At 71.1% G+C, this 22,767-nt stretch carries 24 protein-coding genes; 16 read left to right on the plus strand and 8 right to left on the minus strand.

What is annotated here, in order from left to right; genetic code table 11:
* Positions 1-404 precede the first annotated feature (404 nt).
* From ABD355_RS08290 to ABD355_RS08305, 4 genes are read left to right on the plus strand one after another with little or no spacing between them, the layout of a single operon-like run.
* Positions 405-1,235: a zf-HC2 domain-containing protein gene (locus ABD355_RS08290; RefSeq protein ID WP_344399474.1), complete on the plus strand. Its 831-nt coding sequence runs from the start codon at positions 405-407 to the stop codon at positions 1,233-1,235.
* The gene (locus tag ABD355_RS08295) at positions 1,232-2,092 is read left to right on the plus strand and encodes an ABC transporter ATP-binding protein (protein WP_344399475.1); all 861 of its coding nucleotides are present in this window, start codon (positions 1,232-1,234) and stop codon (positions 2,090-2,092) included. Before ABD355_RS08290 ends, ABD355_RS08295 begins: the two co-directional genes overlap by 4 nt.
* A complete protein-coding gene (locus ABD355_RS08300; protein ID WP_344399476.1) occupies positions 2,089-3,744 on the plus strand; it encodes an ABC transporter permease in 1,656 nt (551 codons plus the stop codon). Before ABD355_RS08295 ends, ABD355_RS08300 begins: the two co-directional genes overlap by 4 nt.
* On the plus strand, positions 3,734-4,408 hold the full coding sequence (locus ABD355_RS08305) for an ABC transporter (RefSeq protein WP_344399477.1): 675 nt from the start codon (positions 3,734-3,736) through the stop codon (positions 4,406-4,408). The genes ABD355_RS08300 and ABD355_RS08305 overlap by 11 nt, the downstream gene beginning before the upstream one ends.
* Before the next feature lie 35 nt (positions 4,409-4,443).
* Here ABD355_RS08305 and mshD read toward each other — a convergent pair whose 3' ends face one another.
* Positions 4,444-5,370: a mycothiol synthase gene (gene mshD / locus ABD355_RS08310; protein WP_344399478.1), complete on the minus strand. Its 927-nt coding sequence runs from the start codon at positions 5,368-5,370 to the stop codon at positions 4,444-4,446.
* 188 nt (positions 5,371-5,558) lie between these two features.
* Between mshD and ABD355_RS08315 the strand changes: the two genes are divergently transcribed.
* From ABD355_RS08315 to ABD355_RS08340, 6 genes are all read left to right on the plus strand, one after another.
* The gene (locus ABD355_RS08315) at positions 5,559-7,358 is read left to right on the plus strand and encodes a bifunctional metallophosphatase/5'-nucleotidase (RefSeq protein ID WP_344399479.1); all 1,800 of its coding nucleotides are present in this window, start codon (positions 5,559-5,561) and stop codon (positions 7,356-7,358) included.
* A 58-nt stretch (positions 7,359-7,416) separates the two neighbouring features.
* Positions 7,417-8,598 (plus strand): LmeA family phospholipid-binding protein, encoded by a 1,182-nt coding sequence (locus ABD355_RS08320; RefSeq protein WP_344399480.1) that lies wholly within the window; start codon positions 7,417-7,419, stop codon positions 8,596-8,598.
* A gap of 188 nt (positions 8,599-8,786) precedes the next feature.
* Positions 8,787-8,915 carry a hypothetical protein gene (locus tag ABD355_RS08325; protein WP_344399481.1) on the plus strand — a complete coding sequence of 43 codons (129 nt, stop codon included), beginning with the start codon at positions 8,787-8,789 and terminating at the stop codon, positions 8,913-8,915.
* Between the two features lie 108 nt (positions 8,916-9,023).
* Positions 9,024-10,808, plus strand: a complete 1,785-nt coding sequence (locus tag ABD355_RS08330) for an ABC transporter ATP-binding protein (RefSeq protein ID WP_344399482.1) — start codon at positions 9,024-9,026, stop codon at positions 10,806-10,808.
* A 78-nt stretch (positions 10,809-10,886) separates the two neighbouring features.
* Positions 10,887-11,174: a hypothetical protein gene (locus ABD355_RS08335; protein ID WP_344399483.1), complete on the plus strand. Its 288-nt coding sequence runs from the start codon at positions 10,887-10,889 to the stop codon at positions 11,172-11,174.
* Positions 11,171-11,569 carry a PIN domain-containing protein gene (locus ABD355_RS08340; protein WP_344399484.1) on the plus strand — a complete coding sequence of 133 codons (399 nt, stop codon included), beginning with the start codon at positions 11,171-11,173 and terminating at the stop codon, positions 11,567-11,569. The genes ABD355_RS08335 and ABD355_RS08340 overlap by 4 nt, the downstream gene beginning before the upstream one ends.
* A gap of 8 nt (positions 11,570-11,577) precedes the next feature.
* On the opposite strand, the gene ABD355_RS08345 is transcribed toward ABD355_RS08340, so the two are convergent.
* The 7 genes from ABD355_RS08345 to ABD355_RS08375 form a co-directional block, all read right to left on the minus strand.
* A complete protein-coding gene (locus tag ABD355_RS08345; protein WP_344399485.1) occupies positions 11,578-12,315 on the minus strand; it encodes a PH domain-containing protein in 738 nt (245 codons plus the stop codon).
* 221 nt (positions 12,316-12,536) lie between these two features.
* The gene (locus ABD355_RS08350) at positions 12,537-13,988 is read right to left on the minus strand and encodes a sensor histidine kinase (RefSeq protein WP_344399486.1); all 1,452 of its coding nucleotides are present in this window, start codon (positions 13,986-13,988) and stop codon (positions 12,537-12,539) included.
* A complete protein-coding gene (locus tag ABD355_RS08355) occupies positions 13,985-14,722 on the minus strand; it encodes a response regulator transcription factor (RefSeq protein WP_344399488.1) in 738 nt (245 codons plus the stop codon). The genes ABD355_RS08350 and ABD355_RS08355 overlap by 4 nt, the downstream gene beginning before the upstream one ends.
* 89 nt (positions 14,723-14,811) lie before the next feature.
* On the minus strand, positions 14,812-15,012 hold the full coding sequence (locus ABD355_RS08360; protein ID WP_344399489.1) for a hypothetical protein: 201 nt from the start codon (positions 15,010-15,012) through the stop codon (positions 14,812-14,814).
* 29 nt (positions 15,013-15,041) lie between these two features.
* Entirely contained in the window at positions 15,042-16,094 is a 1,053-nt protein-coding gene (locus tag ABD355_RS08365) for a S1C family serine protease (RefSeq protein WP_344399490.1), read from the minus strand.
* 143 nt (positions 16,095-16,237) lie between these two features.
* Positions 16,238-17,260 (minus strand): LacI family DNA-binding transcriptional regulator, encoded by a 1,023-nt coding sequence (locus ABD355_RS08370; protein ID WP_344399491.1) that lies wholly within the window; start codon positions 17,258-17,260, stop codon positions 16,238-16,240.
* Between the two features lie 97 nt (positions 17,261-17,357).
* Complete coding sequence (locus tag ABD355_RS08375) at positions 17,358-18,137, minus strand: winged helix-turn-helix transcriptional regulator (protein WP_344399493.1); 780 nt, start codon at positions 18,135-18,137, stop codon at positions 17,358-17,360.
* A gap of 180 nt (positions 18,138-18,317) precedes the next feature.
* Between ABD355_RS08375 and ABD355_RS08380 the strand changes: the two genes are divergently transcribed.
* The 6 genes from ABD355_RS08380 to ABD355_RS08400 all read left to right on the plus strand — a co-directional run bounded on the left by ABD355_RS08380 (position 18,318) and on the right by ABD355_RS08400 (position 22,755).
* Positions 18,318-19,181 carry an alpha/beta hydrolase gene (locus ABD355_RS08380; RefSeq protein ID WP_344399494.1) on the plus strand — a complete coding sequence of 288 codons (864 nt, stop codon included), beginning with the start codon at positions 18,318-18,320 and terminating at the stop codon, positions 19,179-19,181.
* 41 nt (positions 19,182-19,222) lie between these two features.
* Positions 19,223-19,477, plus strand: coding sequence for a MoaD/ThiS family protein (locus ABD355_RS08385; protein WP_344399495.1), 255 nt, complete (start codon positions 19,223-19,225; stop codon positions 19,475-19,477).
* 2 nt (positions 19,478-19,479) lie between these two features.
* Entirely contained in the window at positions 19,480-20,571 is a 1,092-nt protein-coding gene (locus ABD355_RS08390) for a hypothetical protein (protein ID WP_344399496.1), read from the plus strand.
* A 186-nt stretch (positions 20,572-20,757) separates the two neighbouring features.
* Entirely contained in the window at positions 20,758-21,504 is a 747-nt protein-coding gene (locus ABD355_RS08395) for an LmeA family phospholipid-binding protein (RefSeq protein ID WP_344399497.1), read from the plus strand.
* A gap of 198 nt (positions 21,505-21,702) precedes the next feature.
* Positions 21,703-21,783: an Ms5788A family Cys-rich leader peptide gene (locus tag ABD355_RS44595; RefSeq protein WP_350751515.1), complete on the plus strand. Its 81-nt coding sequence runs from the start codon at positions 21,703-21,705 to the stop codon at positions 21,781-21,783.
* 132 nt (positions 21,784-21,915) lie between these two features.
* Positions 21,916-22,755, plus strand: a complete 840-nt coding sequence (locus ABD355_RS08400) for a sulfurtransferase (protein ID WP_344399498.1) — start codon at positions 21,916-21,918, stop codon at positions 22,753-22,755.
* The last annotated feature ends 12 nt before the right edge of the window (positions 22,756-22,767 follow it).

Below are 22,767 nucleotides of genomic sequence, written 5' to 3' on the forward strand. Positions count from 1 at the left end.
GCGGGCCCGTAAGCAACTGCGGGAGGCACTGACGTGAGCGGGTGGGTCTGCGAGGGGGGCTTCCGGGGCGGGCGCAGGTGGGGGAGCGGTGACATCGGCGGGCTGCTGTGTGATCGGGTCTGCCAGGTCGCGTCCGGGCGTGGGAGCGGGGATATCGGTGGGCTGCTGTGTGATCGGGGCTGCGGGGGTGCGTGCAGCTGTGGGAGCGCTGGCGTGAGCGGGTGGGTGTGTGAGGGGGGCTTCCGGGGCGGGCGCAGGGACGGGGGTGGCGATGTCGGCGGGCTGCTCCGCGATCGGGTGGGCCGGGCCGCGAGGCGGTCGCACCGGCATGAGGGCGGCGGAGCGGGCGGGCAGGCGCGTGGCTGCGGTCTGGTGGGGCGCGTGGCGGTGCAGGAGGTGGCGGCATGACCTGGCATGTGGATGCTGAGGACCTACGAGCCTATGCGCAGGGCGAGTTGGCTCCGCCCGCGTTGTGGTCCGCCGACACCCACCTGGTCGCGTGCGCGCAGTGCCGGGGTGTGCTCGCCGAGGTCGGTGACCCGGAGCGGGTCGACGCCGGCTGGGAGCGGCTGGACGCCGAGCTCGATGTACCCCGGCCGGGGGTGTTCGAGGGGCTGCTGATGCGGCTGGGGGTCGCCGACCACACCGCGCGGCTGCTCGCGGCCACGCCCGTGCTGCGCCGTTCCTGGCTCGCTGCGGTCGTCGCCGTGCTGGTGATGAGCGTGGTGGCGGCCCACACCGGCACGGCGGCCGCCTCGCCCACGCTCTTCCTCGCCCTCGCGCCGCTACTGCCCCTCGGCGGGGTCGCGCTGTCGTACGGGCCCGCGCTGGACCCGACGTACGAGATGGCGGTGGTCGCGCCGATGCACGGGTTCAGGCTGCTGATGGTGCGGACGGTCGCCGTGCTCACCGCCGTGCTCGGCCTCAGCGGCCTCGCGACCCTCGCGCTGCCCGGATACGGGCTGGGCGCCCTCGCCTGGCTGCTGCCCGCGCTGGCCCTGACCTCGACCGGCCTGGTCCTCACCGCCCGGTTCGGCCCGGTGCTGGCGCCGTCGCTGGTCGGCGGGGTGTGGGTGGCGCTGCTGCTGGCGGCCCACGCCTATGACGCCGGCGCCACGCCCGTGCCGTTCACCGCGGCCGGCCAGGGGGTGGCGGCGGCGGTCGCCGCGCTCACCGGCTGGCTGCTCTTCCTCGTACGTGACCGTTTCGACCGCTTCCAGGGGGATGCCGTATGACACCGACCGTTTCCGCTTCGGGGCTCAGCCTCCGCTTCGGCGGGACCCAGGCCCTCGACGAGGTGTCGCTGCGGCTGACCTCGGGCGTCACCGGGCTGCTCGGCCCCAACGGGGCCGGGAAGACCACCCTGCTCAGGGTGCTGGCCACCGCCGTGCCCCCGGACCGGGGCGCCTTCACCGTCCTCGGCCACGACCCGGCGACGGCGGCCGGCCGGCAGGAGGTGCGGCGCAGGCTCGGCTATCTGCCCCAGACGCCCGGCTTCCACCCGGACTTCTCGGCCTTCGAGTTCGTGGACTACGTGGCGATCCTCAAGGAGCTGACGGACCGGGGCGCCCGGCATCGGGAGGTGCGGCGCGTGCTGGACGAGGTCGACCTCGCCGACGTACGCGCCAAGCGCATCAAGAAGCTGTCCGGCGGAATGCGGCAGCGGGTGGCGCTGGCCGCCGCGCTGGTCGGCGACCCGGGGTTCCTCGTCCTCGACGAGCCGACCGTCGGGCTCGACCCCGAACAGCGCATGCGCTTCCGGGAGTTGGTCGCCCAGGCAGGGGAGGGCCGTACCGTCCTCCTCTCCACCCACCAGACCGAGGACGTGGCGATGCTCTGCCACCGTGTGCTGGTGATGGCGGGCGGCAGCATCCGCTTCGACGGCACCCCCGCCGAGCTGACCGCACGGGCGGCCGGACGGGTGTGGAGCAGCACGGAACGCGACCCCGGCGCGAAGGCGGGCTGGCGCACCGGCACCGGCTCCTTCCGCAACGTGGGCAGCCCGCCCGCCGGCGCCGACCTGCTCGAACCCACCCTGGAGGACGGCTACTTGCTCACCCTGGACGGCGCGGGCGCGGAGGTGGCGGCATGAGCGCGGTCATGGAGGCTACGGCCCCGCCCGTCGTCCGCGGCGAACAGCGCCGCAGCTGGGCGGCCGTTTTCGCCCTCGCCCGCTTCGAGGCACGCGAAATGCTCATGCAGGTCCCGGTGGCGGTGACCCTGCTCGTCTACGTCGGCTACACCGGCTGGAAGCTGCTCTTCCCGCCGGACGGCATGGACGCCTACCCGGCGCTCCAGGACGTCGACCGCGCGACCCAGACCACGCCCACGCTGCTCGGTTTCGTCCTGTTCCTCGCCGTCAACCGGGCCGCGCTGCGCTCCCGCCGGCGCGGTACCGACCGCCACTTCGACGTGCTGGTCATGGAGCCGTGGCGGCGCACGGTGGGGCACGCGATGTCCCTGGTGCCGTTCGGCGTCGTCACCGCGCTGGTCGTGCTGGCCCAGTTCACCTGGCAGGCGCTGCGGCCGGGCGCGGTGGGGCACGGGTCGGTGGCCGAACTGGCCGTGGCTCCGCTGTACGTGCTGCTGTGCGGGGCGGTCGGTCTGCTGATCGCCCGGCTGATCCCGTCCGTGTTCGCCGCGCCGCTCGCGGTGCTGGGGCTCTTCACCTTCCTGATGTTCGTTTCGACGGGGACGTCGGGGGCGCAGTGGAGCCGGTGGCTGTCGCCGGTGGTGAGCGAGAACAGCAACTCGACGTTGCCGTCCGACCTGGTCGGTCGGCCTGCGGGGTGGCATGCGCTGTATCTGGGTGGGCTGGTGCTGGTGGCGGCCATGGCAGCGGTGCTTTGCGCTCCGCGGGGCGTGCACGGAGATGCCGTCTTTCGTCTGCGGCATCGCCGTGGCTGGTCGCGCCCGGCGGCGGAGCCGCACATGAAGACAGCCCCGCGCCCCTTCGGGGCGCGGCCCCTGGCCGACGGGGGCCGGACCTGGCCGCTGAAGGCGGCCACTGCCGGTGCGCTGGCCCTCGCAGTGACCGGTGCTGTCGGACAGTCCGGCGGGGTGTCCCCGGAACTCGCGACGGCCCGGGAGCGGGCCACCGTCTCCCCCGAGAGGGAGCAGTCGTGCGTACGGCACGGCTCCTCGCAGTACTGCGCCTTCGGCGAGTGGAGTGCCCGGACGGGTGCCTGGGCCGGGGTCGTCGACCGGGTGCAGGCTCTCGCCGGTGGTGCGGCCGCGAGCCGGCCCCTGCTCGTACGGCAGCGGGTCGAGGCCCGCTACGGCCTCGACGGCGATGCGGCGATCGCGCCGTCCGCCACGCCCGGTCAGGTGACGGTGGGTACGCGCTGGGGCGGCAACCGGGTGCCGGAGTTCGCGGTCGCCGTCGCCTCCGTGCTGGTCGGCGGCGACGAGAAGACGGGCAGCGAGCTCTGCGACGGCCGCGTGGTCACGGTGATGTGGCTGGCACTGGGCCGCGATGCCGACCCGGTCGCCGACCTCAAGAACGTCCGCCTCGACGACAGCCTGAGCGGCCCTGCGATCGCGCTGACGCCGACCAACCCGCTGTCGATGTCGGCCGGACAGACCGATGTCGTACGGGAGTTGCTCTCCCGCCCGCGTGCCGAGGTGACGTCCGTGGTCAAGTCCCACTGGGCGCAGCTGACGGCCCCCGGGGTGAAGACGGCCGACGTGGCCCGGGTGCTGGGGACCGAGGTGCCGAAGGAGGCGGACGAGTGTGGGAAGTGACCGCAGGACCGTGCCGGTGAGCGGGGCGCTGGTGGCGGCCGTGGCGCGTACGGTGCCGTGGCGGGCGCTCGGGGCGGGCGCGGCGCTGGGGCTGCTGCTCGTCGCCCTGCCACGGCTGTCCGACGGCCCGCCCGAACCCTGGCTCGCACTCACCCTGCTGCGGGCCGCCGCCCTCGCCTTCGCGCTGGGCCTGACGTTCCTGCTGGACGACCCGGCCCGGCACCTCACCACGCCCGTCACCACCCCGCGTTGGGTGCGCACGAGCCTGCGGCTGGCGCTGGTCGCACCGCCGGCCGTGCTGTGGTGGACGGCCGCCCTGGCCCTCGTACCGCCCGCCGTACGTCCCCCGGTCGGCGCCGTCACCCTGGAGGCCGGCGCGATCGCGGCCCTCGCCCTGGCCGCGGCGGCCACCGCGGTACGCCTCACGGACGAGCCGCAGCCCGGCCCGACGGTGGCCGCCGCCGTCCTGACCACGGCGACCCTGGGGGCCCTGCTGATCCCGGGCCGCTGGACCCTGCTCGCGGCGGCCGGCGATCCCCGCTGGGAGGCTGCGCATGAGCGGTGGGGAGTGCTGCTGGCGGTCGGGGTGGCGGCTTGGGGGGTCTGCATGCCCGAGCCGGTGCGGAAACTCCAGCCCGTCCGGCGTTTGAGGACGAGGCCGTAGGCCGAGGGGGGTCTGGGGGCGCAGCCCCCAGGGGCTCACGTTTCCGTGCGGTACATCAAGTCCGTCTCGTACGTCGTGAAACCGAGCCGCTCGTACACCGACACCGCCGCCTTGTTGTCCCCGTCGACATACAGCATCGCGGTCGGCAGCCCCTGTGCCTCCAGATGCCGCAGCCCGATCGTCGTCAGGGCCTTGCCCAGCCCCCCGCCCTGCGCCCCCGGCCGCACCCCGAGGACGTACACCTCACCCAGCCGGTCGGCCGCATGCACCTTCGTCCAGTGGAAGCCGATGAGTTCACCGCCGCGGAAGGCGAGGAAGAAGCCCGCGGGGTCGAACCACGGCTCGGCCTTGCGGTCGTCGAGGTCGCGCTGGGTGAGGGAGCCCTGCTCGGGGTGGTGGGCGAACGCCGCGGCGTTCACCGCGAGCCAGCCGGCGTCGTCCTCGCCGGGCACGAAGGTACGGACGGTCACACCAGCCGGCAGCACGGGCTCGGTCAGGTTCAGGTCCGTCAGCGGCCGCCGCATCTGCCGCAGTTCGCGGAAGAGGGTGAGCCCCAGGACCTGGGCGAGATGCCGGGCCGCGGAGTGCCCGCCGTGCGCCCACACCCGCAGTCGCTTGCCGGAGGCCGCGAGCAGCGCCGAGCCGAGCGCCCGCCCGTGTCCGTGCCCGCGGTGCGCGGGGTGCACGACCAGTTCGGCGGCCGGTGCCTCCACCGGGTCGGTGTCCTCCAGCTGCGCGTACCCCACGAGTTCGTCGCCGACGCTGAGCAGCAGATGCGACACGCCCTCCCGCTCGCCGCCGCGCAGTTGCAGCCGTCCCTGTTCGGACACCGCCTGCTGGCCGTCGTCCTCGGCGGCCGCCGCGAGCAGGGAGAGCACGGCCTCGGTCTGCTCCGGGGAGAGCGCGGAGTAGGTCTCGATGGAGCGGGTCCGGCCGGGCCGGGCGGTGTCGTCGCTGGTCATGCGTACGAGGGTAAGCGGAGGTACCGGCAAAGTGGCGGTCAAGGGCCGGGCAAAGGGAAACCAGGATGTAACCATGAATCCCTTTTCGCGCTACGCGCGTTGACCCTAGGCTGCGCCGGACGAGGCCATGGCATCCAGCCATGGCGTTCGGCAGACCCGCAGGCCTCAACGGACCCTCAGGGGGGCGCATGCCAGCCACTTCCCAGCCGTACCCGCGCCGTGGACGGGCGTTCCGTCTCGTCGCCGCAGCCGCAGGACTCGCCACCGCCGGCGCTCTCGCCGCCGCGCTCCCGGCGGACGCGCACGAGACGAAGGGCGGCGGCCACCACCCGAGCCGCTACCAGGACGTTCAGCTGCTGTCCTTCAACGATCTGCACGGCAACCTGGAGCCGCCGTCGGGCTCGTCCGGGCGGGTCACCGAGCTGCAGGCCGACGGTACGACGAAGACGATCGACGCCGGTGGTGTCGAGTACCTCGCGACCCATCTGCGCGAGGCCCGCAAGGGCAAGCCGTACTCCATCACCGCGGCCGGCGGCGACATGGTCGGCGCCTCGCCGCTGATCTCGGGCCTCTTCCACGACGAACCCACCATCGAGGCGCTGAACAAGCTCGACCTGGACGTCACCTCCGTCGGCAACCACGAGTTCGACGAGGGCGCCAGGGAACTGGCCCGCCTGCAGAACGGCGGCTGTCACCCGACCGACGGCTGTTACACGGACAAGGAGTTCGAGGGCGCCGACTTCCCCTATCTGGCGGCGAACGTCCTCGACGAGAAGACGAACAAGCCGATCCTCAAGCCCTACTGGGTGTGGAAGAAGAAGGACGTCAAGATCGGCTTCATCGGCGTGACCCTGGAGGACACCCCGGGTGTCGTCTCCGCCGAAGGAGTCAAGGGCCTCAAGTTCAAGGACGAGGTCGAGACGATCAACAAGTACGCGCGGGTGCTCCAGGCACAGGGCGTGAAGTCGATCGTCGCGCTGATCCACGAGGGCGGTCTGCCCGCCGCCGGGGCGTACAACTACAGCTGCGACTCGGCGGGCGCGGGCAGCGGCATCTCCGGCCCGATCGTCGACATCGCGAAGAACATCACGCCGGCGGTCGACGCCCTGGTGACCGGCCACACCCACGCGGCCTACGTCTGCACGATCCCGGACCCGGCGGGCCGGCCCCGCATGGTCACCTCGGCCGCGTCCTTCGGCCGCCTCTACACGGACACCACGCTGACGTACGACCGCGTCACCGGTGACATCGCCCGTACGGCGGTCAAGTCGGCGAACCACGTGGTCACCCGGACGGTCGCCAAGGCACCGGACATGACCGAGCTGATCGCCAAGTGGAACACCCTGGCCGCGCCCATCGGCAACCGTGCGATCGGCTACATCTCCGCCGACGTCCCCAACACCGGCACCGAGTCCCCGATGGGCGACCTGATCGCCGACGCGCAGCTGGCGTACGGCAAGGAGCTCGACCCGGAGACCGACCTGGCGCTGATGAACCCGGGTGGCGTCAGGGCCGGGCTGGCCTACGCGGCCAAGGGCAGTGAGGGTGACGGCGTGGTGACGTACGCGGAGGGCTTCACCGTGCAGCCCTTCTCCAACACGGTGAATCTGCAGAACTTCACCGGCGCTCAGCTGATCCAGGTGCTGAAGGAGCAGGTGAGCGGCACCAACGCCGCCGCGCCGAAGATCCTGCAGCCGTCGTCGGGGCTGACGTACACCCTGGACCTGACGAAGACGGGCGCGGACCGGGTGGTGACGGACTCCATCAGGCTGAACGGGTCCGCGATCGACCCGGCGGCCACCTACCGCGTCGCCACCAACAGCTTCCTCGCGGGCGGCGGCGACGGCTTCAGCACGCTCGGACAGGGCACCGGCGACCTGGTCGGTACCGACGATCTGGCGGCGCTGGCGAAGTACCTGACGGCCAACTCCTCGGTCGGCAGCCCGATTTCGCCCCCGGCAGCCGACCGGATCACGATCGTGAGCTAGATCGCATACGTGAGGCAGAGGTTGCGGGTGGGGGGCGTTCGCATGGTCGGATGGATCGATGCGTGCCCCCCACCACATAACGACGCATCCTGATACAAACATCAACGACTTCTTCGCGGGCGCCTCTGCCGCAAGCGAGGTCGAGGAAGCGGAGGACGAGCCCTGGGCTCCGCCCAACCACCGCCGCGGCGGCCGTCGTAGGCGAAGGCGGTTCGCGGGTCTCCCGCTCGCGCTGAAGGCGGTGGTGGGCCTCGTCGTCCTCGCCGCCTTCCTCACCCTCGCCGACCGCTGGGCGCTGCTGTACGCCGAGCGCCGGGCGGCGGACGAGCTCAAGGAACGGATGCACCTAAGCGCGGCGCCCGAAGTGGACATCGAGGGCTTTCCCTTCCTCACCCAACTCGCCGCCGACAGGCTGAAGTCGGTGCAGGTCACCGTGCCGGACGTGGCGGCCGACCGGGTCTCGCTGGCGAGGGTGACGGCGACCGCGCACGACGTACGGCTGAACGCGCCCGACGGACCCACCTCCGTACGCGGCGCGGCCATTCCCCGGCTCGACGGTGACGTACTGCTCTCCTTCGACGACCTGAACCGCGAACTCGGCGCGTCCCAGGTGACGTTCACCGGACACGGCCACGACCGGGTGCTGGCGCGCGGCACGCTCCCGGTGGCCGGACACGACCTCCGGCTACGGGCCGACGCCCGTATCGGCCGGGACGGCGAGCACGGCATCGCGACGCAGATCGGCGGGATGCGCCTGGAGATCGGGGACCTGGCCACCTACCCACCCGGCACCCGTGCCTCCGAGGGCCTGCACCTGACCCGCGCCTCCGCCGCACGCCTCGCACACGAGACGAGGAAGGCGAAGGCGCTGTTCGCGGTGGAGGCGGTGGTACGACGGCTCGGCGTACCCGACTCCGCCGTACGCGCGGCCCTGCGCTCCGACGCCGAACTGGCGCGCGTGACCGGCTCCCCGAGTTTCATCCACCGGGTCATGCGGCTCAACCTGATCGACCTGGGCCTGGAACACCCGGCCCTGCTCAGGCGCCTCGGCTTCGACCCGTCCCTCCTGGACGCCCTGCCCCGGCTCACCCGCCCTGTCCTGGCCGACCGCCTGTCCCTGGGCTTCCGGCTGCCCACACCGCACCGGGGTGAGCTGCGGCTGCGGGATGTGCGGGTGGAGAAGGACGGGATCAGGGTGCGGATCGCGGGCTCGGGGCTGGCCGTGGGCAGCTCCGGCTGAGGCTCGATAAAACCTGTGTGAGTGCGGGTTCGGTTCCGCAAATGACATATGAATCTCCCACAGGAACAACTCAGCAACCCCTAAGGGGAATTGGGCTTTTCCTGTTCCGGGAATGCCGTAACGTTTTCCATGTCGAAAGCGAACGACGCGAAACGAAAAGCAATTCACGGCAAGAAAGGCAGACTGTTATGAGCTTCCACAAGATCGCCCCGGTGAAGAAGCACGACTGCAAGAAGGGCGCCCCGGCCCCGAAGAAGAAGGCGCCGAAGAAGCCCGCCCCGGCCCCGAGGCGCCGCCCCGTCGGTCACCAGGGCTGACGTACGCCGCGAGGCGGGGTCACCGGTCGGCGAGCGCCGCTCGCCCGGTGGCCCCGCCTCGGCCATGCCCGGCGCCGACTTCGGCGTACGAGAAGGGAGTTGTCGACCATGGGTGAGGTCCGTGCGGCCTTCCGTCGTTTCTGGCCGCTGACCCGCGGCGACCGCAAGTGGCTCGCGGTGATCGTCGCGTGCGTGGTGGTGTCCGCGCTCGCCGAGACCGTCTCGATCCTGCTGTTCGCGGAGCTCACCGACAACGCCCTGAAGGCAGGCTCGCTCTCCGCCTTCTGGGGGCCTGCCGGTGCCTGGCTGGCCGTCGCCGCGGTCGGCGCGCTCGTCGGCTACTTCGGCAACTCGCTCGCCACCTGGACCGCGGAGAGATTCGTGCTGCGGCTCCGGGCGGGCGTCTTCCGGCACGTCCAGGGCCTGCCACCGCACTTCTTCCAGAAGCACCGCCAGGGCGACCTGGTCGAGCGGCTGACCGGTGACGTCGAAGCCATCGAGCAGCTGGTCGTGTCGGGTGTCGTCGGCACGGCGTCGGCCGCCTTCTCCGCGGTCTTCTACTCCTGCGCCGCCCTCTGTCTGCGCTGGGACCTGGCCCTGGCCACCTTCGTCCTCGCGCCCCTCTTCCTCCTCGCCGCCCGCCGCTTCTCCGGTCGTATCAGTACGGCCTCCCGGGACGAGCGGGTCGCCGACGGCGCGATCACCTCCGTCGTGGAGGAGTCGCTCGGCAACATCGTCCTCACCCAGGCCTACAACCGCCGCCGGGACGAGGAGCGGCGCCTCGACCGCGAGGCCCGCGCCTGGATGACGGCATCGGTCCGCGGGGCCCGCCTCAGCGAGATGTACGAGCAGTTCGTCGAGGTGGTGGAGACGCTGTGCGTGCTGGCCGTCATCGGCCTGGGCGTCTGGGAGATCTCCGCCGGCCGCATGACACTGGGCCAACTCCTCGCCTTCGCCGCCTTCATCGGCTACCTCTACCCGCCGGTCCGCAACCTCGGCCGGCTCGGCCTCACCCTCACCGCGGCCACCGCGGGCGCCCAGCGCCTGAACGAGATCCTGGACGCGAAGCCCGCCGTCGCCGACCCCGCCCGACCGGTCGCCGAGTGGCCGGTGCGCGGCTGGGTCGCCTTCCACGACGTGTCCTTCCGCTACCCCGGGTCCCGGCGCGCCTCCCTGCGCGACGTGACCTTCACCGCGGGCCCCGGCGAGCTGGTCATCGTCACCGGTTCGAGCGGCGCCGGCAAGTCGACCCTCTCCAAACTCCTCACCCGCTTCTACGACCCCTCGCAGGGCACGATCACCCTGGACGGCGTCCCGCTCACCGACGTACCGCTGGAGTTCCTGCGCGAGAACGTGGCCCTGCTGCCCCAGGAGACCCTCGTCCTCAGCGGCACGATCCGCGAGAACATCGCCTGCGGGCGGCCCGGCGCGAGCGACGAGGAGATCGAGCAGGCGGCCCGGGAGGCGGCGGCGCACAACTTCATCACCGCGCTGCCCGAGGGGTACGACACCCATGTCGCACCCGGCACGGCCGCCCTCTCCGGGGGCCAGCTGCAGCGCGTCGCCATCGCCCGCGCGATGCTCCGCGCGGCACCGGTCCTGGTCCTCGACGAGCCGACCGCGGGCCTGGACGCGGTGGCCGCCCGCCAGGTGGTGGCCCCGCTGCGCAAGCTGATGGCGGGCCGTACGACGATCATGATCACGCACGATCTGAGCCTCGCGCCGGACGCGGACCGGATCCTCGTCGTCGACCGGGGCCGCCTGGTGGAAGCGGGCACCCACCGGGAACTCCTCGCCCGCTCGGGCGCCTACGCCCGCCTCGCCGAGCCACTGCCGGACGCCGTGGCCGACGTACCGCCGGCGCACGACGAGACGATGATCCTCAGGTGGTAGCGCAGCCGGGTCACACGTTCGGCTGAGCATGGGGCGGAACGGACATCAGAGGTTCCGTGGTGGTTCTATGGTGGAGCTATGGCAGAACACACGACCATTCAGGTGTCCCGACAGGCCCGCGACCACCTCGCCCAGGTGGCCAAGGAGCGGGGGATGACGCTGGGGCAGCTTGTGGAGCAGTTGGCCTCAGAGCAGCTCACTGCGGAGCAGATCGCGGAGCGCGTCGCCGCGACCCGCGAGGTGCTGCGTGAGCGCATGGGGTGCACGCTGACCGACGAGGAGTTCGATCGAGGGCCGGATGTCCTGGCCAACATCTATGCGATGGCTGCCGAGAAGATGCACGGTCTGCGAGGCAAAGCCGCGTGATCATTCTCGATACGAGCGCGGTTGTCGCCCTGTGCCAGGGGCACCGCGCTCTGCACCACCTGGCTGACAACGTCGCCCGAACGCCAGGGCATTGGCTGCACATCCCGGCGCTGTGTCTGATGTACGCGGAGTCGGCCGAGAAGGGGGTGGCGAGCGATGTCCTCGCACTCCCTGGGGTCATGATCGACCCGTTCGGCCAGATTGCGGCGGCCACGGTCGGCGGGATGTTCCGGGAAGGGTGGGGCGGTCCCGACATCTGTCACGCGCTCTACGTCGCCACTCCGCACCAGGAGTCCGGCGGTATGTCGATCATCCTGACGGGCAGGGAGAGCGACTACCCGCCCGGCATCCTGACCGTCGACATCGACTCCCCGGGCATGCTCGGCTTCCACTGACCCGGACGCTACGGCTGCTGCGGCAGGAAGCGCGGGGGACGGCTGGTCCAGTACCGGTCGAGTACCGCGCCGAGGATGCCGAAACAGGCCAGCGGCACGCACACGAACAGCAGGAACTCGTTCTCCGGATGCCCGGTGGCGATCAGCCCGATGTCCAGCACGAGCATGACGAAGAACGTGATGAGCGCGCCGTACACAGCCCATGTCCATGCCTTGCGCCGGGCCGCCCGCCGCAGGATCCTCTCCTCGACGTGGGGCTGTCGTTCCCAGGTGAGGCTGCGATAGGGGGCCGCGGCCAGGCACAGGTCGGAGACCTCCGCGTAGGGGTCGGCCAGCTGCCAGTCGTCGAGGTGCCGGAGCAGGAAGCGGCGGCCTTCGAGGTCATAGAGATAGGTGAGCCACTGGGGAGGCGTCCTGCCCGAGCCGCGCGGAGCGTGCTCCACCCGGATGTCGTACACCTCGTGCCAGGCCCAGGTACGCGACCGCAGGGGCCCCTGCGCGGTGATACCCGCGGCCGTGACCCGGGTGTGCGCCCGGAACTGCTCCAGGGCGACCCGCAGGACGGTCGAGGCCACCAGCGCCAGGAACACCCACGCCGACCATCCGGCGCCGTACGGACGGTCCACGGTGTGCCCGACCTGGATGAGGGCGTTCAGGCACAACACCCCCACCAGGATGAAGTACGGCCCCGCCGGCCAGCGCCGTCTGCGGTACACCCGCTCGATCCCGCCCGTGTCCCCGTCCATACGCCCTCCCCGGCATTCGTGTCCGAGGTGATCGTAGAGCGGGGAGCCACGGCGTCAGGAGGCGGTCGGCGTCCAGCGGGCGGGCCGGTCCGCGACCTCCTGGTCCGCGGCCTGCGCGTCGGTCAGCTGCGGGCGGCCACTGCCCGCCGCACCCGACCCCGCAAAGCCTCGGCTGTCGGCGTGGTCGTCGAAGTCGTCTCCCCCGGCTCAGGCCGGCCGGACTACGGTCCCTCCGGTGGGGGCATCGGCGCCCCCGGCAGCCGTACCGTCACCACCGTGCCGCCGCCCTCCGCACGGGACAGGGTGACCTCGCCGCCCGCCTGTTCCACCGTTCGCGCGACTATCGACAGACCCAGGCCCGAGCCCGGCAGCGCCCGTGCGCTCGGGGAGCGCCAGAAGCGGTCGAAGACATGGGGGAGTTCCTCGGCGGGGATGCCGGGGCCGTGGTCGCGGACCGTCAGGATGCCGCTGCCGAGCTCCACCTTGATGGTGCCGCCCTCGGGGCTGAACTTCACCGCGTTGTCGAGGATGTTGACGATCGCCCGCTCCAGCGCGGACGGCTCCGCCCGTACGTACCACGGGTGCAGGTCCGCCGTGATCGTCAGCTCCGGGCCGCGCAGCCGCGCCCGGCGCAGCGCCGCTTCCACGATGTCCTCCAGCGAGACCACCTGGACACGCTCGCCCTGCTGCCCCTCGGACCGCGACAGCTCCTGCAAGTCGCCGATCAGGGCGGCCAGTTCGGTCATCTGCGCCTTGACGGAGGCGAGGAGCGCCTTGCGGTCGGCCGGGGGGAGGGGGCGGCCGGTCTCCTCGCTGCGGGTGAGGAGTTCGATGTTGGTGCGCAGGGACGTGAGGGGGGTGCGGAGTTCGTGACCGGCGTCGGCGATGAGCTGCTGCTGCAGGTCGCGGGAGCTGGCCAGGGACGCGGTCATCGAGTTGAACGAGCGGGACAGCCGGGCCACCTCGTCCTCGGCGTCGTCCTCCACCGGGATGCGGATGCCCAAGTCCTCGGTGCGCGCCACGTGTTCTACGGCCTCGGTGAGCTTGTCCACGGGGCGCAGGCCTGCGCGGGCGACCGCGAGACCTGCGGCGCCGGCGCCGAGCACTCCGACGCCGGAGACGAGGAGGAGGATCAGGGCGAGGTCGTTGAGGGTGTTCTGGGTTTCTTTGAGGGACACGCCGACGACCAGTGCGTAGTCGGGGTACAGCTGGGAGTTGGGCCCGAATCCCACCACGAGGGGAGTGGTCCGCACTCTCACGTCGCGGCCGTGGGCGTCGGTGCTGCTGTGGAAGGTGCGCACGCGCGGGTCGGGGTTTGCCGCCACGTTCTTGTCCTCCGGCGTGGCCTTGACGGCGCCCGCGGAATCAGGGAACACGCAGACGGTGCCGTCCGACTTCACCAGCTGTACGTAGTAGTCCCTGGGGCGCATGCTCTCGGACGAGTTGCTCGCGTCCTTCGGACAAGCCGCCAGCAGAGCAGCGACGTCATCCTGGTTCATCCTCACGCTGGCGCCGTCGAGCTGCTTGTCGACCTGGTCGTACAGCTTCCCCTGCACGATGAACCAACACGTCACCGAAACCGCCGCCACCGCGAAAGCCACCGCCGCAGCCACCAGCATCGCCAGCCGGGAGCGGATCGGCAGGGTCTGGAAGCGGCGCAGGAGCCTTCTCACTCCGCGCCGCCCTGCCGCAGCACATACCCGACGCCCCGCACGGTGTGCACGAGGCGCGGCTCGCCACCAGCCTCGGTCTTGCGGCGCAGGTACATGACGTACACGTCCAGGGAGTTCGACGAGGGCTCGAAGTCGAAGCCCCACACCGCCTTCAGGATCTGCTCCCTGGTCAGCACCTGACGCGGGTGCGCCATGAACATCTCCAGGAGGGTGAACTCCGTGCGGGTCAGCTCCACCGGGCGCCCGCCCCGCGTCACCTCCCGCGTCGCCAGATCCATCCGCAGGTCCGCGAAGCTCAGGGCCTCGTCCTCCTGGAGAGCCCCGGCGGCCGCCGCGGCGGCGTACGAACTGCGCCGCAGCAGGGCACGGACGCGCGCGAACAGCTCGTCCAGCTCGAAGGGCTTGACCAGGTAGTCGTCGGCGCCGGCGTCGAGGCCCGTCACCCGGTCGCCGACCGTGTCGCGGGCCGTCAGCATCAGGATCGGCGTCGTCGTGCCCGCCCCGCGCATCCGGCGGGCCGCCGTCAGACCGTCCATGCGCGGCATCTGGATGTCGAGGACGACCAGGTCGGGCTGGTACGCCGTCACCTTCTCCAGGGCGTCGGCGCCGTCGACCGCGACCTCCGTCTCGTAGCCCTCGAAGGCGAGGCTGCGCTGGAGTGCTTCGCGCACGGCCGGCTCGTCGTCGACGATCAGGATGCGCTGCGGGTCACGGTCGCCATCGGCGGGGCTCATGGGCTTCGGATTCCTCGGGTGCGGTGGGACGACAAGCGGCTGAACCAGCGAAAGATGCTGAACGTGCTGAACGCCTTCAGCCTTGCACATCAGCCACGCATCGCCGCGAGCCTGTTCAGCGGCACCTTGCGGCGGTGCGGGCGGGCGGCCGTGGTGTGCAGGCCCATCAGCTGCGGGGCCACCTCCGGCGCCCGGGTCGTCGGTGCGTGGAGTTCGTACGCCACCGCGAGGGCCAGGGCGAGACCGGCCGGGTCGGCGCCGGCGACCGTGTGCGAAACCTGCTCGATCATGACGTACTCCCTGCTGGTGAGGTGCGGGATCAGTTGGTGGAACCGGACCGCAGCGTGGCCAGGTCGGACTTGACGGTGTTGATCGGGATGGCGAAGCCGAGGCCGACGCTGCCGGCGTCCGAGGAGCCCGAGGACGACTGTGAACTGGCCGAGTACATCGCGGAGTTGATGCCGATGATGTTGCCCGCGGCGTCGATCAGCGCGCCGCCGGAGTTGCCCGGGTTGAGGGACGCGTCGGTCTGGATCGCCTTGTACGTGGTCGTCGAGGACCCCGTGTCGCCGTTGAACTGCTGGCCGCCGAAGGAGAACGGCCACTGGCCGTCACCGCCGCCCTGTCCCTGGCTCTGGTTCTCGTCGGTCGAGACGGTCACGTCGCGGTTCAGGGCCGAGACGATGCCGCTGGTGACCGTGCCGCTCAGGCCCTCGGGGGAGCCGATCGCCACGACGGTGTCGCCGACCTGGACGCCGGAGGAGTTGCCGAGGGTCGCCGCCTTCAGCCCGGACGCACCCTGCAGCTTTATCAGGGCGAGGTCCTTCTTGCTGTCGGTGCCGACGACCTTCGCGGTGTACGTCTTGCCGTTGCTGGTCGTCACCTTGATCGACGAGGCGCCGGAGATGACGTGGTTGTTGGTGATGATCTCGCCGCCGCTGGTGATGATCACACCGGAGCCGGTCGAGGAGCCGTTGTCCAGGGTGGCGCTGATCTCGACCACGCTCGGGCTGACGGCCGCGGCGATGGTGGCGACGTCGCCCTTCTTGCCGGCCGGCACCACATTCGTGCTGGTGCTGCTGGTGGCGACGGTGTCGTTGCCGGTCAGCTCCTGGAAGGCGTACGCGGTGCCGCCGCCGATCGCCGCGGCGACGATCGCCACGGCGGCCAGCAGGGCCAGGGGCCCCCGGGCCCGCTTCTTCGGCGCCGGAGCGCCCGGCTCGACCATGGCCTGCTGCACCGGCGGCTGCGCCGGCGGGGGCGGCCACTCGGGGTTCACAGGGGAGGAGGCGTGCTGCGGGGCGCCCTGCTGGGGGCTCCCGTAGCCGTCATAGCTCTCGTACTCGCCGCTGCGGCGGAAGCTCTCGGTCATGACAACGAGCTTGAACCGTGACCATGAGAGCTTCCTGAGTGTCCGCTGAGAAGCCCGGCAGAACCTTGTTTGCCCGATATAAAGAGACCTCTCGCAGCCCGGCGGAAGCCTTCAGAGAACTTTCATGTGCCGGTGCACGGCCCTCATGGGCAGCCGCAGGAGGTCCGCGCGACCAGTCGTGACGGGAACTGCTTGAGCCGTTCCCGCCGCGCCCCCGCCACCCTGAGCCCGTCGTCGAGTACGAGGTCCACGGCCGCCCGGGCCATCGCGGAGCGGTCCGAGGCGATCGTGGTCAGGGGAGGGTCGGTCAGCGCCGCCTCCTTGATGTCGTCGAAGCCGGCCACCGCCAGCTGACCCGGCACGTCGATCCGCAGCTCGCGGGCGGCCCGCAGCACGCCGATCGCCTGGTCGTCGGTGGAGCAGAAGATCGCGGGCGGCCGCTGCGGCCCGGAGAGGATCTCCAGCGCCACGCGGTACGCGTCGTAGCGGTTGTACGGCGCCTCGAAGAGCCGCCCCTCGGTGGAGATCCCGGCCTCGCCCATCGCGCGCCGCCAGCCCTCGACGTGGTCGGAGACCGGGTCGCCGACCGCCGGGGTCTCGGCGGTGCCGCCCATACAGGCGACGTACTCGTAGCCGTGCTCGATGAGGTGGCGTACGGCGAGCTCGGCGCCGCCGAGGTCGTCGGTGACGACGGCGACGTCGTCGATGGCCTCGGGCCGCTCGTGCAGCAGGACCACCCGGGCGTCCCAGGCGTCGATCTCCGCGGCGGCCTGGTCGTTGAGGGCGTGCGAGACGAGGATCAGCCCCGAGACCCGCATGCCCAGGAAGGCGCGCAGGTAGTGGACCTCGCGCTCGCTGACGTAGTCCGTGTTGCCGACGAGCACCATCTTCCCGCGCTCGGAGGCGGCCTGTTCGACCGCGTGCGCCATCTCCCCGAAGAAGGGCTGGCGCGCGTCCGGGATGATCAGACCTATGAGGTCCGTACGCCGGGACGCCATCGCCTGGGCGACCCGGTCCGGCCGGTACCCCAGCTCCTTGATGGCGGCGAGGACACGCTCGCGCGTGGCCGGGGCGACCGGCCGGGGTCCGTTGTTGATGACGTAACTGACGACGGCGGTCGAAGTTCCCGCCAGCCGTGCCACATCATCCCGAGTCACCTTGGCCACGCGCGGAGTCTACGCGGATATACCTGCTCTGGGCAGGGCGAGAAGGAGCTTGCCTCCGCGCCTTCTGTGCGGAAGCAATGCCCCTACCGGCGGTCCGCTATGCCTCGGCCGACACCTCGGCGGTGTCCAGAGCGGTGGTCTCGTCCGCATCCTCCGCCTTTGCCCGGTCTGCCTTGGCCTTGGCTTCGTCGGAGACGCGATCGGCCTTCTCAGGAGTAACGAATCGATAACCGACGTTCCGGACGGTCCCGATCAGCGACTCGTGCTCGGGGCCGAGCTTCGCGCGCAGACGTCGTACGTGGACGTCGACCGTGCGGGTGCCGCCGAAGTAGTCGTAGCCCCAGACCTCCTGCAGCAGCTGGGCGCGCGTGAAGACGCGGCCCGGGTGCTGTGCGAGGTACTTGAGGAGCTCGAACTCCTTGAAGGTGAGGTCGAGGACCCGCCCCTTGAGCTTCGCGGAGTACGTCGCCTCGTCGACCGACAGGTCGCCGTTGCGGATCTCCATGGGGGAGTCGTCGTTGACGATCTGCTGCCGGCCCATGGCCAGCCGCAGTCGCGCCTCGACCTCCGCCGGACCTGCGGTGTCGAGGAGCACGTCGTCGATGCCCCAGTCGGCGGTGACGGCCGCGAGGCCGCCCTCGGTGACGACGAGGACGAGCGGACAGCCCGGGCCCGTGGAGCGCAGCAGCTGGCACAGGCTGCGGACCTGGGGCAGATCACGGCGGCCGTCGACGAGGATGACGTCGGCACCGGGGGTGTCGACGAGGGCGGGGCCCTCCGCCGGAGCCACTCGCACGTTGTGCAGGAGCAGGCCGAGGGCGGGGAGCACCTCCGTCGACGGCTGGAGGGCATTGGTCAGGAGCAGCAGAGAACTCATACGTCTGGTTCCTCCTCGGTCCCTGCGAGGACGTGTGCGGTGCGGCACTGCTCTGCGATCCCGGGGCCCCGTACACCTGCGGTCACCTTGAGTTTCCCGCTTCGTATACAACGCTTCCGAAAGCACAAAAGGACCCGGGGGCTACGCTGCCCGAGTCCTCTGCCCAGCAGAATAGCCCACATGAGCACTGGTCCGGCAGGTCATGTGGCGCGATCCACCGTTCGTCCGAATCGTGAGACGGGCAGAGGGGGGCCTTTCCGTACGTTTCTGCGCACGGACGACGGGATTGCGATCGATTCCGTATACGACCCGGGTGCGGTCGTATACGACGCCTCCACGCCACCTTCCGTTGTCCCGGTGTTCGTCGTCGCCCACGGGTTCACCGGCGATGTGGACCGGCCGCATGTTCGACGGGTGGCCAAGGCGTTCACGCAGTACGGGGCCGTGGTCACGTTCTCCTTCCGCGGCCACGGCGCCTCCGGCGGCCGCTCGACGGTCGGCGACCGGGAGGTCCTCGACCTGGCGGCCGCGGTGGAGTGGGCGCGGGGGTTCGGGCACGCGCGCGTGGTGACCGTCGGCTTCTCGATGGGTGGCTCCGTGGTGCTGCGGCACGCGGCGCTGTACGGGCAGGGGCGCGAGGGGCGCACGGAGGCGGCGACGGACGCCGTGGTCTCGGTGAGTGCCCCCGCCCGCTGGTACTACCGGGGCACCGCCCCCATGCGGAAGCTCCACTGGCTGGTGACGCGGCCCGAGGGGCGGCTGGTGGGCCGCTACGGATTCCGTACCCGGATCCACCACCGGGAGTGGGACCCGGTACCGCTGTCCCCCGTGGAGGCCGTACCGCGGATCGCTCCGACGCCGTTGCTGATCGTGCACGGCGACCGGGACGGCTACTTCCCGCTCGACCATCCGCGCATGCTGGCCGACGCCGCCGGTGACCGTGGCGAACTCTGGCTGGAGCACGGCATGGGGCACGCCGAGCACGCGGCCACCGACGACCTGCTGGCCCGCATCGGGGCCTGGGGTGCCGCGCAGGCGGGCTAGCCTGACGGTGTACACCGCCGATCCACTACTAGAGGAACCGGATGTCAAAGGTCACGGTGCGCTACTGGGCCGCCGCGAAGGCCGCGGCCGGGGTCGCCGAGGAGCCGTACGACGCGGCCACCCTCGCCGAGGCGCTCGACGCCGTGCGCGCGCGACACCCCGGAGAACTCACGCGCGTCCTGCAGCGATGCTCGTTCCTCATCGACGGTGATCCCGTGGGCACCCGCGGACATGAGACGGTACGGCTGGCCGACGGCGGCACGGTCGAGGTGCTCCCGCCGTTCGCAGGAGGGTGACGATGACCGACCAGCCGTACGAGGGTTCGTACGACGCGTACGACCCGTATCAGCAGCAGCCGTACCAGGGATACCAGGGGCATCAGGGGTATCAGGGGTATCAGGGGTACGACGACCCGCAAGGCGCCCAGGCTCCGCAGTACGAGCAGTACCAGCAGTACACGCAGCAGTGGCAGGGGCAGACCTGGGAGGCGGCACAGCCGCAGGGGCATGCCGGCGCTGCAGTCGACCACGGCTACGAGGCGCCCGGCGGTCCCGTTGGGACGACCACCCAGGGCGACGAGGAGCCTGACGAGGACTCCGACTACGGTCCCGCCACGCTCGCCGGCGACTCCCGGCTCACGGACGCCCAGCGCGCCCGTGAGGAGGGACGTTCCCCGATCATCGAGCCGGGCATGCAGCCGGCCGGGCTCACGGCGCTGCTGGGTCTGCTCGTGTCCGGTGCGGCGGCGGTCGGCTCGTACGCCCTGCTCGTCCCGCTCGTCGCCCTGCAGGCGGTCACCGCGGCGGGCTGGTTCCGGCTGAACGGCATGTGGCCGGCCCGGCAGGGCATCGCGCTGGCCTTCCTGGGCGCGCTGGCCGCGGACGTCGCGCTGCTGGTGGCGGGCCGGGAGAACGCCCCCGCGGCGATCCTGGGCACCCTCGGCGTCTGGGTGCTGCTCTCCCTCGTCCTGCAGCTGCGCTCGCATGCCGACCCGGACGAGCGGATGTACGGACTGATGGCGACCGTCGCCTCGGCGGCGCTGTCCATCGTCGCGGCCGGATACCTCGCGGCCGAGCCGGACGCGGTGACCGTCGGCGCGGCGGCGGTGGCGGTGGCGGTCCTGGCCCGCGCCCTGCCGCTGCCCACCCCGGCGTCGATCGTCGTCTCGCTGCTCGCCGCGGCGGGGGCGGGCATCGCGGTCGGCGGGATGACCGGCTTCGGCGCGAAGGGCGCACTCCTCGGCGCGGGCGCGGCAGCCTGCGCCCTGATCGGCCACCGCGTGGCCAGCTACGACTACCCGTCAAGATTCGTCCACTTCACAGCAGGCGTGGCCCTGCCCTTGACGGCAGCGGCCCCGGTCGTGTTCGTACTGGGCCGGGCGCTGGCATGACTCAGGGCCCGGAGGCGGGGGGCTGGGGGCGGCAGCCCCCGGCTCACGGTCGCACCAACCCCGGCTACCTCTGTCACAGCTGATCGACAACTCCGCGATCAAACCCCGGTGCAGGGTTACGCTCGCGCTGAACGGCCACCCGGCCGTCACAACCGTCGTCGGCCACCCAGGTGGGGGAAACACCGCATGCGCGCCCTGCGAATACTTCTGATCGTCGTCGTGGTCCTGGGCGGCCTCTTCGTGATCGCGGACCGCGTAGCGGTCCACTTCGCCGAGAACCAGGCGGCGGACAAGGTGAAGACCACGGAGAACCTCGCCACCACCCCGGACGTGTCCATCAAGGGCTTCCCCTTCCTCACCCAGGCCGCCTCCGGCGAGCTGGACGACGTCGAGATCGGCATCAAGGACTACGAGGCCGCCACCGGCACCGCCACCGGCGGCAACGGCGGCCCGAAGACGATCCGTATCGACGACCTCAAGGCCGACATGAAGGGCGTCAAGTTCTCCGGCGACTACAGCTCCGCCACCGCCGCCACCGCGACGGGCACCGCCACCATCGCCTACGACGAACTCCTCAAGGCGGCCAAGTCCCAGCCGACGCGGATCTTCCCCGGCATCAACGCCCAGGTCGTCGGCCTCTCCGACGGCGGCAACGGCAAGATCAAGGTGGACGTCAAGGTCACCGCCGCGGGCGCTTCGCAGACGTACCCCGTGCTCAGCTCGGTGACCGTGGACGGCGACACCGTCAAGGTGCACGCGGACAACCTGCCCAAGCTGGTCGTCGACCTCGCGGACTCCCGCATCCGGGCGATCACCGACTTCCAGCAGGCCATCCACCAGCTCCCGGGCGGGGTGAAGCTGGACAGTGTGCAGGCTGCGAAGAACGGTGTGGAGATCACGGTGAAGGGTTCGAACGTCAGGCTCGCGGGGTAGGACGACGTGCGGTGGACGCCGGGCGTCCGAAAGGCGAGACGCTCACGTCCGCACCGTAGATCTGATGACCGATACATCCGCCCGCGGACGGTGCCGGTGCATCCCGCGCACTGATCGCTTCTCACATCCCGGACGATCGCATCTCACGATACGACACGGCGGTGACACCACCCGCTGTCCGTCCCTACGATCGACCGCATGAAGCGACAGGCGGACCTTACGAAGCGGCGGGCAGTCGACCTGTGCCGCGTCGCCGCCATGCTCTGTCGCCCCTTCTGAGCGGAAGGCGCAGCCTCCGCATCCCCCCGCCCTGCTCAGGGCACCCGTGCGCGCCCCGGCCCAACCGCCGCAGGCACCTCGCACCCCCTGCACTCGCACGCCCCGCCGCAACTGCCCCGGAGGAGAAAGAGCATGAGCCGCAGCGACGTCCTGGTCGACGCCGACTGGGTCGAGGCCAACCTCGACAACCCGAACATCGCGATCGTGGAGGTGGACGAAGACACGTCCGCCTACGAGAAGAACCACATCAAGAACGCGATCCGCATCGACTGGACCAAGGACCTTCAGGACCCGGTCCGCCGCGACTTCATCGACCAGGAGGGCTTCGAGAAGCTCCTGTCCGCCAAGGGCATCGCCAACGACACGCTGGTGATCCTCTACGGCGGCAACAACAACTGGTTCGCGTCCTACGCCTACTGGTACTTCAAGCTGTACGGCCACGAGAACGTCAAGCTCCTCGACGGCGGCCGCAAGAAGTGGGAGCTGGACGCCCGCGAGCTGGTCGAGGAGGTCCCGGAGCGCGCCGAGACCACCTACAAGGCCAAGCCCCAGAACACGGCCATCCGCGCCTTCCGTGACGACGTCGTCGCCGCGATCGGCTCGCACAACCTGGTCGACGTCCGTTCGCCCGACGAGTTCTCCGGCAAGCTGCTCGCCCCCGCGCACCTGCCGCAGGAGCAGTCGCAGCGTCCGGGTCACGTCCCGTCCGCGCGCAACATCCCGTGGTCGAAGAACGCCAACGACGACGGCACCTTCAAGTCGGACGACGAGCTCAAGGAGCTCTACGCCGAGGAGCAGGTGGACCTGTCCAAGGACACCATCGCCTACTGCCGCATCGGTGAGCGCTCGGCCCTGACCTGGTTCGTCCTGCACGAGCTGCTCGGTGTCGAGAACGTCAAGAACTACGACGGCTCGTGGACCGAGTACGGCAGCCTCGTCGGCGTCCCGATCGAGCTCGGCGCCAACAAGTAAGACCCCACCCGC

The organism is Streptomyces longisporus, assembly GCF_039532765.1.
Lineage (GTDB): Bacteria > Actinomycetota > Actinomycetes > Streptomycetales > Streptomycetaceae > Streptomyces > Streptomyces longisporus.

Bases quoted from the DNA above. Each gene is read 5' to 3' on its own strand.
- ABD355_RS08290 (WP_344399474.1), top strand. From the start codon at position 405: ATGACCTGGCATGTGGATGCTGAGGACCTACGAGCCTATGCGCAGGGC.
- ABD355_RS08295 (WP_344399475.1), top strand. From the start codon at position 1,232: ATGACACCGACCGTTTCCGCTTCGGGGCTCAGCCTCCGCTTCGGCGGG.
- ABD355_RS08300 (WP_344399476.1), top strand. From the start codon at position 2,089: ATGAGCGCGGTCATGGAGGCTACGGCCCCGCCCGTCGTCCGCGGCGAA.
- mshD (WP_344399478.1), bottom strand. From the start codon at position 5,370: ATGACCAGCGACGACACCGCCCGGCCCGGCCGGACCCGCTCCATCGAG.
- ABD355_RS08315 (WP_344399479.1), top strand. From the start codon at position 5,559: ATGCCAGCCACTTCCCAGCCGTACCCGCGCCGTGGACGGGCGTTCCGT.
- ABD355_RS08320 (WP_344399480.1), top strand. From the start codon at position 7,417: ATGCGTGCCCCCCACCACATAACGACGCATCCTGATACAAACATCAAC.
- ABD355_RS08325 (WP_344399481.1), top strand. From the start codon at position 8,787: ATGAGCTTCCACAAGATCGCCCCGGTGAAGAAGCACGACTGCAAGAAG.
- ABD355_RS08330 (WP_344399482.1), top strand. From the start codon at position 9,024: ATGGGTGAGGTCCGTGCGGCCTTCCGTCGTTTCTGGCCGCTGACCCGC.
- ABD355_RS08335 (WP_344399483.1), top strand. From the start codon at position 10,887: ATGGCAGAACACACGACCATTCAGGTGTCCCGACAGGCCCGCGACCAC.
- ABD355_RS08345 (WP_344399485.1), bottom strand. From the start codon at position 12,315: ATGGACGGGGACACGGGCGGGATCGAGCGGGTGTACCGCAGACGGCGC.
- ABD355_RS08355 (WP_344399488.1), bottom strand. From the start codon at position 14,722: ATGAGCCCCGCCGATGGCGACCGTGACCCGCAGCGCATCCTGATCGTC.
- ABD355_RS08360 (WP_344399489.1), bottom strand. From the start codon at position 15,012: ATGATCGAGCAGGTTTCGCACACGGTCGCCGGCGCCGACCCGGCCGGT.
- ABD355_RS08365 (WP_344399490.1), bottom strand. From the start codon at position 16,094: ATGACCGAGAGCTTCCGCCGCAGCGGCGAGTACGAGAGCTATGACGGC.
- ABD355_RS08375 (WP_344399493.1), bottom strand. From the start codon at position 18,137: ATGAGTTCTCTGCTGCTCCTGACCAATGCCCTCCAGCCGTCGACGGAG.
- ABD355_RS08380 (WP_344399494.1), top strand. From the start codon at position 18,318: ATGAGCACTGGTCCGGCAGGTCATGTGGCGCGATCCACCGTTCGTCCG.
- ABD355_RS08385 (WP_344399495.1), top strand. From the start codon at position 19,223: ATGTCAAAGGTCACGGTGCGCTACTGGGCCGCCGCGAAGGCCGCGGCC.
- ABD355_RS08390 (WP_344399496.1), top strand. From the start codon at position 19,480: ATGACCGACCAGCCGTACGAGGGTTCGTACGACGCGTACGACCCGTAT.
- ABD355_RS08395 (WP_344399497.1), top strand. From the start codon at position 20,758: ATGCGCGCCCTGCGAATACTTCTGATCGTCGTCGTGGTCCTGGGCGGC.
- ABD355_RS44595 (WP_350751515.1), top strand. From the start codon at position 21,703: ATGAAGCGACAGGCGGACCTTACGAAGCGGCGGGCAGTCGACCTGTGC.
- ABD355_RS08400 (WP_344399498.1), top strand. From the start codon at position 21,916: ATGAGCCGCAGCGACGTCCTGGTCGACGCCGACTGGGTCGAGGCCAAC.